Genomic DNA, 12,608 nt, shown 5'->3' with positions numbered 1-12,608 from the left:
ACCCCTGATCAGCGGCACTTTCGAGTGTCGCTTTTCGGCATTTTGGGAACAAATCGGGAACATTTGCTTCCCGATTTCTTCCCGACGCTCGTAGAGCGGTCGTCACTCGAGCCGCTGCACGAGCATGTCGGCGACGGCCGCCATCCCCGCGCTATCCGGGTGGTATGGCGCCCCCCCGCGGAGCGATAGGTGAAAGCGGCGCGTCCACGCGGCGTTCGACCATGCGTGATGTTCTCGCGAGAGCTCGCCCACGTTCAAGAAAACACCGCCCTCGGCCGCGGCGACCGACGCGAACGTCTCTGTCAAGCGCAGAGCCACGTCACCTCCCCACCGGGTCAGGTCACCCCGGGGTGACGCTCGCAGCACGTTCAGCCGGTGATCGCTATTCGCCTGTGGCGGGAGGATGGTGAGATAGTCGACCAGCACTATTTCCGCCTCGGGTGCACGCGAATGGAGTTCTCTCAGGATGCTCGCGAGGTTTGCCGAGAGGGCTCGGAATCTTTCGTCCGTCTTCGCCGGGTCGGTGAACTCGGCCACCCGTCTCCGGATGCCGGGGAGCGCTCGCAGCGGCCAGGGCAGGCTCGAGAACGTCAGCGCCGGCAGGTAGCCGACGTCGTTACCTCCGGCTGTGATTGTCACCAGTCGTGTGTCAGAGGTCACCGCGTGGAGTTGAGCCGCGCGGCCTTTTGTCCCGTGAAGAATGTCGTCGGTGGTCGCGCCTGAGAACGTGACATCGCGCAACGTCAGGCCCAGCCGCGAAGCGACGAGATGCGCGTAGTTGTTGGCGGAGCGCCCAGATGCGCGGGGCGCCCCAGCGGCCCGGGGTTTCAGGCCCGGCCCCGCTGCAAACGAGCTTCCCATCGCGACGTACGCGCTACCGCGAGCGATGGCCATCTCAGTGGCCTCCGAAAACCAGCAGAGCGTAAGCGATGGAGGCCGTCACTGTTGCGACTGCGACCCATCCGATCGCCATCGAGGCGCGTCGCGTATGTTGACGACGTTGTCTTGGGTGGTCCGGGGTAACCGTCATGATCAGTCCTTCAAGAGTTCCCTGTGGTGGCGCTGGTCAGAAAATCGAGGGTGGCGTCGAGGGCTGTGTGAGCCTGGGGAAGTGAGAAGTCGAATTGGTATTCGTGGCCGAGGCCGTCTCCGGTCCCGTCCCAGAACAGCGTTGTCACGGCGACCTCTTTCTGGGCGAGCGCGGATGCGAGCTCGGCGGCTTGGCTGCGGAAGGGGTCCGCGTCGCCCACGCTGAGAAATGTCGGCGGGTAGTCGGTCGTCGCGGTGCTCGTGGTCGACAGGTTGTCTATCCCGGGAGCGGTGGTCCATTCACGGTGGCCGGTGTAAGCCCAGAGGTAGGTGCGCAACGCCGGGAATCCCGTGTCGGCGACCGTCTGCATGTTGTAGAGGCCGCAGAAGAGCACGACCCCGCGGAGCGGTCCGGCCATCCCTGTAGCCGTCGAATGGAGTGCCGGCGTCGTCTGGAGCGGGGCCGCCACCTGCGTATTCGTCTCCAGCGCAGCCACCTCGCTGGCGATCTGCGCGCCCGCCGAGTCGCCTCCGAGCACGATCTTGTCGGGGTCACCGCCATACTCCGTGGCGTGCTTTGCCAGGAAGCCCAGCGCTGCGTCCGCCTGCAGGACGGGCACCGGATGCTGCGATCCGGGCGCTAGGGAGTAGTCGAGGTTGGCTACGACGTAACCGTGACTCGCCAGGATCGAGGTGTAGTCGGCCACGGTATCGGCAGAGCTGGAGATGAATCCACCACCGTGGATCCAAAGCACAACCGGCAGGAGGGCCTCCCCGGTCGCCGTCGGCCGCGAGATCGTGATGCTTGCCGGCGGTGCGTTGGTGGCAGTGATAGCGATTGGTTCAGTGGAAGAGACGGCCGCTTCGATTGCGCTGAAATCGTCTGGGGGTGTCACTTCGGGCTTCGCTTCGAACACCGCCTTGACGATCGCGGCTCCCGGCTCCACCGACAGCTCGTATGTGAGGAACGCGACGATCAGTCCGACAAGCACAGAAGTAGCTATGAACCGGGCCCGGCGAACCCACAAAGTTCGGCGCATCATCTGCTCCTCAGGTTGTGGGTTCGCCGGGTCGCGGGGGCCGATTACCTCTTGATGAACTCGAGGATGTCCTGGTCCAGTTCCTTCTGGTAGTCGCCGTAGATGCCGTGTGGGCGCCCCGGGTAGACCTTCAGGGTGCCGTTTTTGAGTAGCCGGATCGCCTTTTCCGCTGCTGCGGCGATCGGGACGATCTGGTCGTCATCGCCGTGAGCGATCAAGACCGGTGCGTCGATCGCCTTGAGGTCTTCCGTGAAGTCGGTCTCGGAGAACGCTGCGATGCAGTCGTAGGCTGCCGCGATGCTCACCTCCATGCCCTGGCGCCAGAAGTCGTCAATGAGGCCTTGGGACACTTCCGCGCCCTCTCGATTATCTCCGAAGAAGGGGACGGCGAGGTCCTTGTAGTACTGCGAACGGTCAGAGACCACGCCCTCGCGGATCGCGTCGAACACCTCGATGGGGGCCCCTTCGGGGTTGGCCGAGGTTTTCAGCATCAGCGGCGGAACCGCACCGGCCGTGATCACTTTGGCTACCCGGTCTTTGCCGTACTGCGCTGCATACCGGATGACCTCACCGCCGCCGGTCGAGTGGCCGATCAAGATGAGGTCTTTGAGGTCGAGGGCCTCGACCAGGTCCTTGAGGTCGGCGGCATAGTGGTCCATGTCGTTCCCGGTGTAGGTCTTGCTCGAGCGGCCGTGGCCGCGACGGTCATGGGCGATGGCCCGGTAGCCCGCGTCGGCGAAGAGTTTGAGCTCGAGCGCCCAGGCATCGGAGTTGAGCGGCCAGCCGTGGCTCAAGATGATGGGCTGCCCCTCTCCCTGTTCGATGTAATAGATGTCGACGCCGTCGGTGGTTGTGATGTAAGGCATGGTTCTTGCGCTTCTTCCTGATGGGGATGACGGGGGTGAGTGGCTACTCGCCGAGAAAGGCGAGGGTGTGGCGGGCGGCTTCGTCGGCGTGCTGAAAGATCGAGCCGTGCGAGGCGTCCGGGTAGATGTGGAGGGTGGCGTTCGGCAGCAGCCCTGCCAGCGTGTAGCTCGCTCTGGTGGGGATCATGATGTCGTCGTCGCCCTGCAGGATGAGGGCGGGCTGCTGCATTTCAGCGAGCCGGGCGACGGCGTCCCAGTCACGAATGCCCCACCTGAGCACCGCCTCGTACTGTGCGTTCTTCGCTTCCAGCGACGGCTGCTCATCGCGTCCGTCGGCCCAGCCGTAGATTCGCCCGAGTGACTCCTGGCCCGCCGCCTGACTTGTGTCGGTATGGGCGTAGAAGACGTACAGCACGCCTGCGGGGCCGGTCTCATCAACAACCACGGCATCCTCGACGTCCTTGCTCCAGCGCTCCATGCCCGGCGCTCCTTTAGGGCCGGTGCCGGCCAAGATGACGCGGCGCACGAGTTCAGGCTGCGAGAGCGCGATGTCCTGCGCGACGAAGCCACCGAGGGAGAAGCCGAAGAGGTCGACTTCGGCCGGACCGAGGGCGAGAATGAAGGCAATAGCATCGTCAGCCATCTGCTCCACCGTGTTCGGAGTCGTTCCCGATGTCGAGCCGACGCCGGTGTTGTCGAAAAGGATCACATCGCGCTGCTCGGCGATCTGATCGACGAGCTTCGGGTCCCAGTTGTCGATGTTGCCGCGGAAGTGCTGAAGGAACACCAGCGGGATGCCCGTTCCGGTGCCGAAGCGGCGGTAGGCGTAAGTCACGCCATTCGCCGCCTCCAGATACGCGATCGGAGTCCCGACCATTCCAGTCGTGGATGCCATTTTGGTGCCTTTCGTGAGGATTGCGGAGGTGTCGTGCCGTAGCGGCGACAGGTTCAAGAGTGCTCGTCGACCACCTCTTGCCGAACCGCTGAGATAGTCGTCAATGCCACAGATTCGGACGAGCTCGCGGCGCGGGCGGGGTCCGTGGAAAGGAAGCGTCGCTGATACCGGCCCGGAGACATTCCGAGTCTGTGCACGAACACTCTTCGCAAGGATTCGGAGGAGCCAAAGCCTGCGAGTTCGGCGGCCATGGTGACGGAGTGGCCCGCATCGAGGTGAGCTTTGGCGAGCTCGAAACGGATCAGTTCCACATACCGGCCGGGGGTCGTGTCGAGGTTCTCGTGGAAAAGCCGCGTCAGATGCCGAGGGCTCACCAGCGCGATCCTTGCGAGAGATTCGAGTGAGTACTCCGCAGTGGGATCGGCCTTCACCTGATCTATGACGGCTCGGAGCGCCGGAGTTCTTGGGCTCGGGCCGTCCAGAGCCACCGAGAATTGAGACTGCCCCCCGGCCCGCTGCATGTAGACCACCAGCGATCGGGCGACTGTACGGGCCAGGTTCGAGCCGTGGTCTTCTTCGAGCAGTGATAGCGCGAGATCGATGCCGGCCGTCACGCCGGCCGATGAGTAAATTTCGCGGTCTCTGACGAATATCAGGTCAGGTTCGACGGTTGACTTGGGGTAGCGGCGGGCCAATTCGCCCGCGTGCTTCCAGTGAGTGGTGGATCGCCGACCGTCGAGCAGGCCGGCCGCGCCGAGTACGAAGGCCCCCGTGCAGATCGAGGCCACGCGCCCGGCCCGCTGGGCAAGATGCTCTGCTGCTGACGCAAGTTCGGCCGGCACTGGCTTCGAGGGGAAAGGCTCGCCCCCTGCGATCAGAACCGTGTCCCAGCGGGAGTCGCTGAACGCGGACTCATCCGCGGAAATCCGCACTCCGATAGAAGTCTGTACGCCGCCACCGTCTGCAGTGAGCATGGAGATGCGGTAATCGGTTCCTGAGAGGTTCGCTTCCGCGAACACCTCCGACGGCCCGGCGATGTCGAGCATCTTGGCGCCCTCGAAAACGAGAAAGCCGATCGTGTGGGTCTCAGACACAAGACATTCTTTTCGTCGGCCGAGGTCATCGAGGAGAGCCGGATGTCAGCTACCGGCCTGGAGTCGGCCGATCTCCGTGCGGGCGGCAGTGACGATCTCGTCGTTGGTGTGAGCGTGCCCCCATAGGCCCCACCCGCCAGGGACCGCCTCCGTGAGCAGAACCCAGGTGCGGTCCGACAATCCCGGGTCGCCCGCGGCTGCCGCGACGATCGCGGTGAGCCGCGAAACGGCCGCAATCTGCTTGTCGCGATCCAGAGCGCCCGCGTTCGTCAGCACCTGCACCCGCACGTAGTTCGTGTCGCCATCGACATTGGACAGATCACCCTCGGCAAGTTCGTGGATGAACGCGGCGGTGTTCTTGTGGAACATCGGGATGTCAGGGACTTCTTCGATTTCCTTGACGGCCGTAGCGATGTCGATTGCGAGCTGATGCGTGTCTGCGAACGTGCCGGCGGTGGCGTAGACGTCGATCATGGGCATGAGGTTCTCCTTCGGTTCTGCTCAGCCTGAACTATGTAGGTCGTCATAGTCAAGATAAATTATGATCAACTTCATACCGCGCTGGTGCAGCGGCAACAGGAGCGATGAAGGTGGCCTCGTGGCGAAAAATACGCGTCAGCACATGATTGATGGCACCGTCCACCTCCTCGCCCGTGGCGGCATGCAGCAGACGTCATTCGCGACTGTCCTCGAACACACCGGCGCTCCTCGTGGGTCGATTTACCACCACTTTCCCGAAGGAAAGGATCAGATGGTGTCGGAGGCCGTCGCCGCCACGGGGGCTCGTTCCATCGCGATGATTCACGCGTGGCGCGGTGAGACGGCTGAGGTGATCGCTCAGCGATTTCTTGCCGCATGGAGACTCCTCCTCACCGCCACGAACTTCAGCGCAGGGTGCGCAGTCCTCGCCGTCACCACATCCACCGAGTCCGACGACGTGCGGAGCGACACCGCACGGGTCTTCCGTACCTGGAGCGAGGAACTAGCGGCTCTGCTCATCGAAGGGGGGCTGCCCGAAGAACACGCCCCCGGGATGGCCGCACTCCTGATTGCGGCTTCCGAGGGAGCGGTGGTGATGAGCCGGGCAGAACAGCGGATCGAGACCTTTGATCTCGTTGCGGCTCAAGTGCTCGCTCGTCTCGCCTCGCTAACGGAACGAACGTGATGATCAGTCCAAGCGCAGATCGCCTCCGCCGGTCGTATTGAGATGGTCCAGCATCGGCCGGCGGTCACGCTACGTATTGGGCCCATCCCGCAGGTGCGCGCCATGTCAGATCGAGGAAGGTCGCATAAGCTGATGCCCTGCCCGATTCGGTTTGGGGCGGTCGGGCGTTCTGCGCGAAGATCCGAGGCTTGAAACCTCCAGTCATCATCTGACTTGGAGCTTCGCCATGATCTCTGCTCTTGCCGGTACCGTCCTGGTTGTCGACCGCGACCGCGCCGTCATCGACGTCGGCGGGATCGGCCTCGAGGTCTTTCTCGTGGAGTCCCATGCGTCGACCCTGGTCGTCGGTGAGCGCGCGTTGCTCCACACCGTGTTCACGAAACGGGCCGACGATATGCACTTATCGGGATTCGCCAGCCGGGACGAGCTGGACCTGTTCGAGATGCTCACCGCCACTCCGGGAGTCGGCGCGAAGACGGCACGCGCCGCGTTGGCGACTCTGGGACACGACGGACTCGTCGATGCGATTCGACGTGGGAACGAGCCGACGCTGCGGAAGGTACCGGGAGTCGGAGCGCGCGCAGCATCGATGATCCTCGTGACGATGCGCCCGAAGCTCGGTGCCCTGAACGCGTCGGAGGACGCGGATGTCGATCATGCGACCGTGAGCTCTCGACAGGGTGAGGCGGTCGTCGCGCTCCAGTCGCTCGGCTGGAACAAGCGCGACGCCGACCGAGCCGTGAGCGAGGCGGTTGCCACGTCAGCGCCCGACGGCACCGTGCAGTCGCTGATCCGAGCTGCAATGACGACCCTCTCGCGGCGCTGATCGCGGGTCGGTGACACGCGTGTCGCGTCGACGGTCCGCGTCAGCGGGGCTGCGCATCGGCGACCTTGGCTATGCCGAACTCCTCGAACCGCACGCCCACTCCTCTACGCGCCCACGTCGGGACTGGTCAGGACGAAACAGACGCTGCCTCCGCCGGCCTTAGCAGCGCAAGGCGAGCGGCGCGGCCGTGCCGCCGCCGCTCCGCGGCCTCCTGTGAGAGCCGCACGATCTAAGAGACGATGACGACGGCCACCATCCCGGCGCCGCCGACGAGAAGGGCGCCCGCTTCGGCAATGCCGAATATGACGGCCAGCGCGCGGTCACCGGCATGCTCGGTGACGGTCGCGACGCTCACGAGGTCACCGCCGCGCTCGTCGAGGCCGCCGGAGCGAGGGCAAGACTGCTCATGTACGTCGTCGCCCGCGTGCCGACCTGGACGAGCGTGCCCGCAACGAAGGCGAGCAGGCTGTAGGCCGGGTCGCCGACCGTCAGGGTATTCGGTGATGTGGTCTGTACGGGGAGATGCTCAGTCATGTCGATTCCTTCATGGTGGGTGGTTCTGGGTTGCTCCCAGCCTCGCGTTCCGACCTCTCGGCGACGTCATGCGCAGGGATGAACCGATGTCATCCGTACGGCGTAGAGGCGGGATGGTCAGTCGGGACGTGAACCGCTACTACTGCGGCTGCAGTAGCCGCCCCGATGCGTCCGGACGACGAGTTCAGGGCGGTGATGCCCGATGATGAGCACCATGAGTTCCGAGACAGCCCCCGCCGACGTAGCGTGGCCGAAGCCGTCCTGGTTCCTCCGCGGTCCGCTTCTGTCGAGCGGGGTCATGATCGCGGCGAGCGCGGCTCTCATCACCGAGCTCAGCGTGATGCTGATCGCTGGTGAAGAATCACTCGGCTACCTCGGTCTCGGGCTGTCCGCGTTCGGACTCCTGGTCATCTTTCGTGCCCGTTGGGTGGGTTTGGCCCTTACGACAGCCGGAGGAGTCGCCAGCGCGCTCTTCGCTGCGGAGTACGTCGGCATCTGGACCGTGACGGTCTTTTCCATCTTCTTGTTCGCCAAGCAGGGTCGGCACGTCCTCCCCGCAACGGCGGCGGCAGCATCGACTCTCTATCTCGCCCTGGTCTACCGCGATGGCGGACAGTTCACAGCGCCGACAGCTCTGGTGGCGGCGACCTTCGTCGTCGCGGCGGCCGCCGCGGGCAGCGTCGTCCGGCTGCAGACGGAGTCATGGAACGCAGCGCGTCAGCGCGCGACGGATCTCGCCGCAGCTCAGGCCGTCGAACTGCGGCAGGCGGTGACCGACGAACGTCTGCGGATCGCGCGAGATCTGCACGACGTCGTCGGACACGAACTGGCCGTCGTGAACATCAACGTCGGGGTTGCCGAGGTCAGCCTCCCCGCCGAGGCTGACGCCGCTCGCCGGGCTCTGCGGTCAGCTCGCGAGGGGCTGCAACGCACGTTGAAGGAGACTCAGCAGATCCTTGATCTTCTCCGTGAGAGTGGCGCGGAGCCCGATCAGCGGTCTGAGCTTCCTCTGATCGAAAACGTTCCGTCCCTGGTCGGGCGCATGATCGCCGCTGGCGCCCTGATCGAGGCGCATATCGATACGGTGCTTCCCGGGCTGGATCCGGATGTGTCCGCCGCGGCGTACCGGATCGTGCAGGAGGCACTGACCAACGCGGGCAAATACAGCACCGGACCAGTTCGTATGGGCATCAGCTCCACGGACGAGCGCCTGCTCATAGACGTGAAGAATGAGACGTCGGTGAGCTCGATGGGTACCCACGTCAGCCGGATCGGGTACGGCATCGTCGGCATGCGGGAGAGAACACAATCTGCGGGTGGCACGATCAACATCACGCACTCCGGCGAGACGTTCAGGGTCCACGTCGAATTGCCGACCATAAGGAGCACAACATGATCCGGGTACTGATCGTCGACGATCAGGAGATGATCCGGACAGGGCTTCGGACCATCATCTCCACAAGTCCGCAGATCGAGGTCGTCGCCGACGTCGGCGACGCGTTCGCCGCGATCGACCTCCTGAAGACGACCTCGGTGGACGTCATCCTGATGGACATCCGGATGCCGGGAATCGACGGTGTCGAGGCCACTGCCCGGATCCGTCGTACCCACACCGCCGACCAGATCAGGATCATCATCCTCACCACGTTCGAGCACGACGAGAACGTGTACGCCGCTCTCAGCGCCGGCGCGAACGGATTCCTCGGCAAAGGCGTGGGACCGACGGAGCTCATCGCCGCGATCACCGACGTGATGACGGGGGGCGGAGCACTGTCCGCCAGCGCCGCCGCCGCCGCGATCGCACGAGTCGCCGAATCCCCCGCGCAACGTATCGACGAGTCGATCGCTCGACGATTCGAGGCACTCACGCCCCGTGAACGCGACGTGGTGGTCGCCGTCACGCGAGGTCTGTCGAACGATGAGATCGCCGCGGAGATGTTCGTCTCACCCTTCACCGTCAAAACGCACGCGAACCGCGCCATGGCGAAGGTCGCCGCACGCGACCGCGCGCAGCTGGTCGCTTTCGCGTACCGGGCCGGCCTGGCCGCCGAAAGCTGAGCCTTTCCGGACAAGGGACTGGGTCGAAGACGAAGAAGACCTGGCCGGTTCGGCCAGGTCTTCTTCGTTGGGGGAGTCAACCCGCCCCACTAGATGGCGGTCTCGTCCACGACCATCGGCTCGGGAGCGGTGGCGAACAGTGCGGCGACGTCCGCGCCGACGGGCTCGGTCACGATCTGTCGAGCGCCGAGCGTCGCGAGCAGCGCCTGCGCCGCGGCAGTGCTCTCGGTCGCGATCTCAAAGATGACCGCGGATTCGTTCTGCGAGAGTGACTCTCCCAGCGTCTTCAACTGCGCATCCTTGAAGCCCATGTCGCGGAGTTTGCTGGCGAGCACACCGATTCCGCCGCCGGCCAGAACCCCGAGGGGGCCGCCGATGAGGCCGATCGCGCCACCCAGCAGCGCACCGCGGCCGGGGCCCCAGTCCTTGGATTCGACGAAGTGCGGTGTGCCGTCGGCCTTCACCTGAAGAACAGCAGTGTTGGCGATTCGTCCGGGGTAGGCGCCGAGCACGGCCGATGCGGCTCGGGTGCTGCCATCGGAGGTGTCGAACGAGGCGGCGAGGATCTGGCGGGTGGTGGTCGAAGTGTTCATGGGGTGTCCCTTCCTACGAGCCGAGTGACCTTCACCGGCTGCTTGTATCCATCTTGATTCGAGTGCTCGATACGCTCGTCGTCTCGTCGGATCGACCGTTATCGTCCATCCGCAGTAGTGCGGCGGCGGGCCTGCCCACGCGGTCGCGTGGATGTTCGTTGACGGACGGCGGGGCCGCTGCCGTGTGGGCAGCGGCCCCGCTCGAGGACGGGCAGCTCAACCGACGAGGGCTGGCTGCTTCTCCTCTTCTCGTGCTGTGGCTTCGAGGGAGTGACCCTCGACGTCAACGTCCGGGAGGATCTTGTCGAGCCATTTCGGCAGGTACCAGGCGGACTTTCCCAGCAATGACAACAGTGCGGGCATCAGCACGAGCCGCACGATGAATGCATCCGCGGCGACTCCGACCATCAGGCCGAAGGCGATCGAGGCTCCGATCGCGAATGTGCTGGTCGCGAATCCGGCGAACACCACGATCATGATGGTGGCGGCCGCGACCAGGACGGGGCCGGAGCGCGCGAACCCTTCACGGATCGCGCCCTTCGGATCCATGCCCTTGCGGTGCATCTCCTGTATCCGCGAGACGAGGAACACCTGGTAGTCCATCGCGAGGCCGAACAGCACGCCGACCAGGAGGAGTGGGAGCAGAGACAGCATCGGGTCGCCCTGTGGGGCGGCGATGAGCGGGTCAAGCCATCCCCATTGGAAGACGGCCACGCTGGCGCCGAAGGAGGCGCCGACGGAGAGAAGGAACCCGATCGTTGCCACGAGCGGGATGAGGAGCGATCGGAACAGCACGATCATCAGAACGATCGAGATCACGACGATCACGATGATGTACTTGATCAGCGCCTGCATCAGCTGGGCATCCTGATCGATACCGATCGCCGTCTCGCCCGTGACCTCCAGGTGGACGCCGGCCGTGGCGTCGGCATCGTCTCGGATGCTGTGCACGATGTCCTTCGTCGACTGGTCGATCGGGCCGCCTTCGGGGATCACGATGATGCGGGCGAAGGTGCCGTCCGCGCTGATCTCTGCGGGGGTGATCTGCTGCACGCCGTCGAGGGCAGCGAGGTCCCCTTCGATGGTCGTGGTCTGAGCGGCGATGTCATCGCCTTCTGCGAGCACGATCAGCGGGCTCTGCACACCACCGAATTCGTCGAGCACGAGGTTGTAGGCGGCGCGTTCCGTAGAGGAGGGGTCCGCACCTCCGGGGACGTTGAACGCCGTCTTCATGCTGAGCATCGGCAGGGCCGCGATCACGAGGATCAGAACGCCGGCGAGCAGCGAGATGATCGGGCGGTTCACGACGAAGCTGCCCCATCCACGCATGACGCCGCGCCTCTGCTTTTCGCCTTCGGACCACAGTTCACCGCGTTGCAGAGCTGTACGGTGCTTTTTCGACAGCGCGTGAATGCCGAGGAACCTCATGAGGGCGGGTAGCAGCGTGAGGGCGAGCAGTACGGCGATGAGTACACCGAAAGCGGCGGCCATCCCCATCTCTGTGATGAAGCTGAGGTTCGCGACAAGAAGGGCGACCAGCGCGACGATCACGGTGAGTCCGGCGAACACAACGGCTGTCCCGGCGGTACCGGTCGCCCGGGCGATCGCATCGTCCACACTTTTGCCGCTGCGGAGCTCATTGCGGAAGCGGGACAGGATGAACAGGCTGTAGTCGATGCCGACGGCGAGGCCGAGCATGGAAGCCAGGATGATGCTGTTGTCGCTGATCGGGACGATGGAGCCGAAGGCGAGGATGCCCATCAAACCGACGCCGACACCGAACGCGGCGATGAGCAGATTGGCGCCTGCGGCCAAAAGTGAACCGAACGTGAGAGCGAGAACCACGAACGCGATGAGCACGCCCACCCCTTCACCGATGCCCGGTGCGGGAGCGCCGATGGGGACGAGGTTCCCGCCCAGCTCGACACCGAGAGCGGGTGGGGCGTTCTCCTGCAGGTCGAGGGCCGCGTCGTAATACTCCTTCTGTTGGTCGGCTGTCAGGTCGCCGTAGGAGACGGCGGAAACAGCCAGGGAACGGTCTTGGGAGATGGAGGGATGAGCGGCATCCAGCGGGTTGCTGACCGATGCCACGCCCGGAAGACTCTCGGCGTCGGCGAGAACCGACCCGATCTCTGTGGCGGTTCCCGGGTCAGTGACGTCGCCGCTGTCGGGGTGGAACACCAGCTTTAAGGCGGCACCGTCGGCGCCGGCGCCGCCGGGGAACTCGTGGTTCATACGCTCGAGGGCGAGCGATGCCGGGGAGTCGGGGATCGAGGAGTCCGCCTTCTCACCAGAGCTTGAGTTGCTGCCGATGGCGAAGACACCGATGAGCGCAGCGAAGATCACCAACCAGGCGACCACCACCACCCACCGGAACCGGGCGCTGAACCGCCCGACATGGGACAGAAAAGTTGACATGAGGAATCCTTCGAGTTCGAGAAGCAAGGTCGAACTCCAGGATCTCGAGGACCTGACGTCAGCGAATCGTGCATCCAGACCGCCAGGACT

General features: G+C 64.6%; 14 protein-coding genes. 4 read left to right on the top strand and 10 right to left on the bottom strand.

The window, feature by feature from the left end:
- Positions 1-102: 102 nt before the first annotated feature.
- From ACFM35_RS15590 to ACFM35_RS15565, 6 genes are all read right to left on the bottom strand, one after another.
- Positions 103-894, bottom strand: coding sequence for an SGNH/GDSL hydrolase family protein (locus ACFM35_RS15590; RefSeq protein WP_378843726.1), 792 nt, complete (start codon positions 892-894; stop codon positions 103-105).
- 146 nt (positions 895-1,040) lie between these two features.
- Positions 1,041-2,021, bottom strand: coding sequence for an alpha/beta hydrolase (locus tag ACFM35_RS15585; protein ID WP_378843724.1), 981 nt, complete (start codon positions 2,019-2,021; stop codon positions 1,041-1,043).
- A 92-nt stretch (positions 2,022-2,113) separates the two neighbouring features.
- A complete protein-coding gene (locus ACFM35_RS15580) occupies positions 2,114-2,935 on the bottom strand; it encodes an alpha/beta fold hydrolase (RefSeq protein ID WP_378843722.1) in 822 nt (273 codons plus the stop codon).
- A 43-nt stretch (positions 2,936-2,978) separates the two neighbouring features.
- Complete coding sequence (locus ACFM35_RS15575; protein ID WP_378843720.1) at positions 2,979-3,887, bottom strand: alpha/beta fold hydrolase; 909 nt, start codon at positions 3,885-3,887, stop codon at positions 2,979-2,981.
- Positions 3,884-4,924 carry a GlxA family transcriptional regulator gene (locus tag ACFM35_RS15570; RefSeq protein ID WP_378843718.1) on the bottom strand — a complete coding sequence of 347 codons (1,041 nt, stop codon included), beginning with the start codon at positions 4,922-4,924 and terminating at the stop codon, positions 3,884-3,886. Before ACFM35_RS15570 ends, ACFM35_RS15575 begins: the two co-directional genes overlap by 4 nt.
- 45 nt (positions 4,925-4,969) lie before the next feature.
- On the bottom strand, positions 4,970-5,404 hold the full coding sequence (locus ACFM35_RS15565; protein ID WP_378843716.1) for a hypothetical protein: 435 nt from the start codon (positions 5,402-5,404) through the stop codon (positions 4,970-4,972).
- A gap of 61 nt (positions 5,405-5,465) precedes the next feature.
- On the opposite strand from ACFM35_RS15565, the gene ACFM35_RS15560 reads away from it, so the two are divergent.
- Together ACFM35_RS15560 and ruvA are read left to right on the top strand one after the other, a co-directional pair.
- On the top strand, positions 5,466-6,089 hold the full coding sequence (locus tag ACFM35_RS15560) for a TetR/AcrR family transcriptional regulator (protein ID WP_378843714.1): 624 nt from the start codon (positions 5,466-5,468) through the stop codon (positions 6,087-6,089).
- 226 nt (positions 6,090-6,315) lie between these two features.
- A complete protein-coding gene (gene ruvA, locus ACFM35_RS15555) occupies positions 6,316-6,915 on the top strand; it encodes a Holliday junction branch migration protein RuvA (protein ID WP_378843713.1) in 600 nt (199 codons plus the stop codon).
- 229 nt (positions 6,916-7,144) lie between these two features.
- On the opposite strand, the gene ACFM35_RS15550 is transcribed toward ruvA, so the two are convergent.
- A complete protein-coding gene (locus tag ACFM35_RS15550; RefSeq protein WP_378843711.1) occupies positions 7,145-7,270 on the bottom strand; it encodes a hypothetical protein in 126 nt (41 codons plus the stop codon).
- The gene (locus ACFM35_RS15545; protein WP_378843709.1) at positions 7,267-7,449 is read right to left on the bottom strand and encodes a hypothetical protein; all 183 of its coding nucleotides are present in this window, start codon (positions 7,447-7,449) and stop codon (positions 7,267-7,269) included. Before ACFM35_RS15545 ends, ACFM35_RS15550 begins: the two co-directional genes overlap by 4 nt.
- Before the next feature lie 214 nt (positions 7,450-7,663).
- Here ACFM35_RS15545 and ACFM35_RS15540 point away from each other — a divergent pair, with 214 nt between their 5' ends.
- Together ACFM35_RS15540 and ACFM35_RS15535 are read left to right on the top strand one after the other, a co-directional pair.
- Positions 7,664-8,845: a sensor histidine kinase gene (locus tag ACFM35_RS15540; RefSeq protein ID WP_378843707.1), complete on the top strand. Its 1,182-nt coding sequence runs from the start codon at positions 7,664-7,666 to the stop codon at positions 8,843-8,845.
- Entirely contained in the window at positions 8,842-9,507 is a 666-nt protein-coding gene (locus ACFM35_RS15535) for a response regulator transcription factor (protein WP_378843705.1), read from the top strand. Before ACFM35_RS15540 ends, ACFM35_RS15535 begins: the two co-directional genes overlap by 4 nt.
- 89 nt (positions 9,508-9,596) lie before the next feature.
- Here the strand turns inward: ACFM35_RS15535 and ACFM35_RS15530 are convergent, their stop codons facing one another.
- Together ACFM35_RS15530 and ACFM35_RS15525 are read right to left on the bottom strand one after the other, a co-directional pair.
- Positions 9,597-10,100, bottom strand: coding sequence for a DUF1269 domain-containing protein (locus tag ACFM35_RS15530; RefSeq protein WP_378843703.1), 504 nt, complete (start codon positions 10,098-10,100; stop codon positions 9,597-9,599).
- A gap of 216 nt (positions 10,101-10,316) precedes the next feature.
- Positions 10,317-12,518 carry an MMPL family transporter gene (locus ACFM35_RS15525; RefSeq protein WP_378843701.1) on the bottom strand — a complete coding sequence of 734 codons (2,202 nt, stop codon included), beginning with the start codon at positions 12,516-12,518 and terminating at the stop codon, positions 10,317-10,319.
- Positions 12,519-12,608 lie beyond the last annotated feature (90 nt).

The organism is Microbacterium songi (genome assembly GCF_042747925.1).
Classification (GTDB): domain Bacteria; phylum Actinomycetota; class Actinomycetes; order Actinomycetales; family Microbacteriaceae; genus Microbacterium.
This window is presented reverse-complemented; position numbering and strand designations above follow the sequence as displayed.

What these genes read in the sequence shown, in the direction of transcription:
- ACFM35_RS15540 (WP_378843707.1), top strand. Translation starts at nt 7,664, where the DNA reads ATGAGTTCCGAGACAGCCCCCGCCGACGTAGCGTGGCCGAAGCCGTCC.
- ACFM35_RS15545 (WP_378843709.1), bottom strand. Translation starts at nt 7,449, where the DNA reads ATGACTGAGCATCTCCCCGTACAGACCACATCACCGAATACCCTGACG.
- ACFM35_RS15525 (WP_378843701.1), bottom strand. Translation starts at nt 12,518, where the DNA reads ATGTCAACTTTTCTGTCCCATGTCGGGCGGTTCAGCGCCCGGTTCCGG.
- ACFM35_RS15580 (WP_378843722.1), bottom strand. Translation starts at nt 2,935, where the DNA reads ATGCCTTACATCACAACCACCGACGGCGTCGACATCTATTACATCGAA.
- ACFM35_RS15535 (WP_378843705.1), top strand. Translation starts at nt 8,842, where the DNA reads ATGATCCGGGTACTGATCGTCGACGATCAGGAGATGATCCGGACAGGG.
- ACFM35_RS15530 (WP_378843703.1), bottom strand. Translation starts at nt 10,100, where the DNA reads ATGAACACTTCGACCACCACCCGCCAGATCCTCGCCGCCTCGTTCGAC.
- ruvA (WP_378843713.1), top strand. Translation starts at nt 6,316, where the DNA reads ATGATCTCTGCTCTTGCCGGTACCGTCCTGGTTGTCGACCGCGACCGC.
- ACFM35_RS15590 (WP_378843726.1), bottom strand. Translation starts at nt 894, where the DNA reads ATGGCCATCGCTCGCGGTAGCGCGTACGTCGCGATGGGAAGCTCGTTT.
- ACFM35_RS15560 (WP_378843714.1), top strand. Translation starts at nt 5,466, where the DNA reads ATGATCAACTTCATACCGCGCTGGTGCAGCGGCAACAGGAGCGATGAA.
- ACFM35_RS15565 (WP_378843716.1), bottom strand. Translation starts at nt 5,404, where the DNA reads ATGCCCATGATCGACGTCTACGCCACCGCCGGCACGTTCGCAGACACG.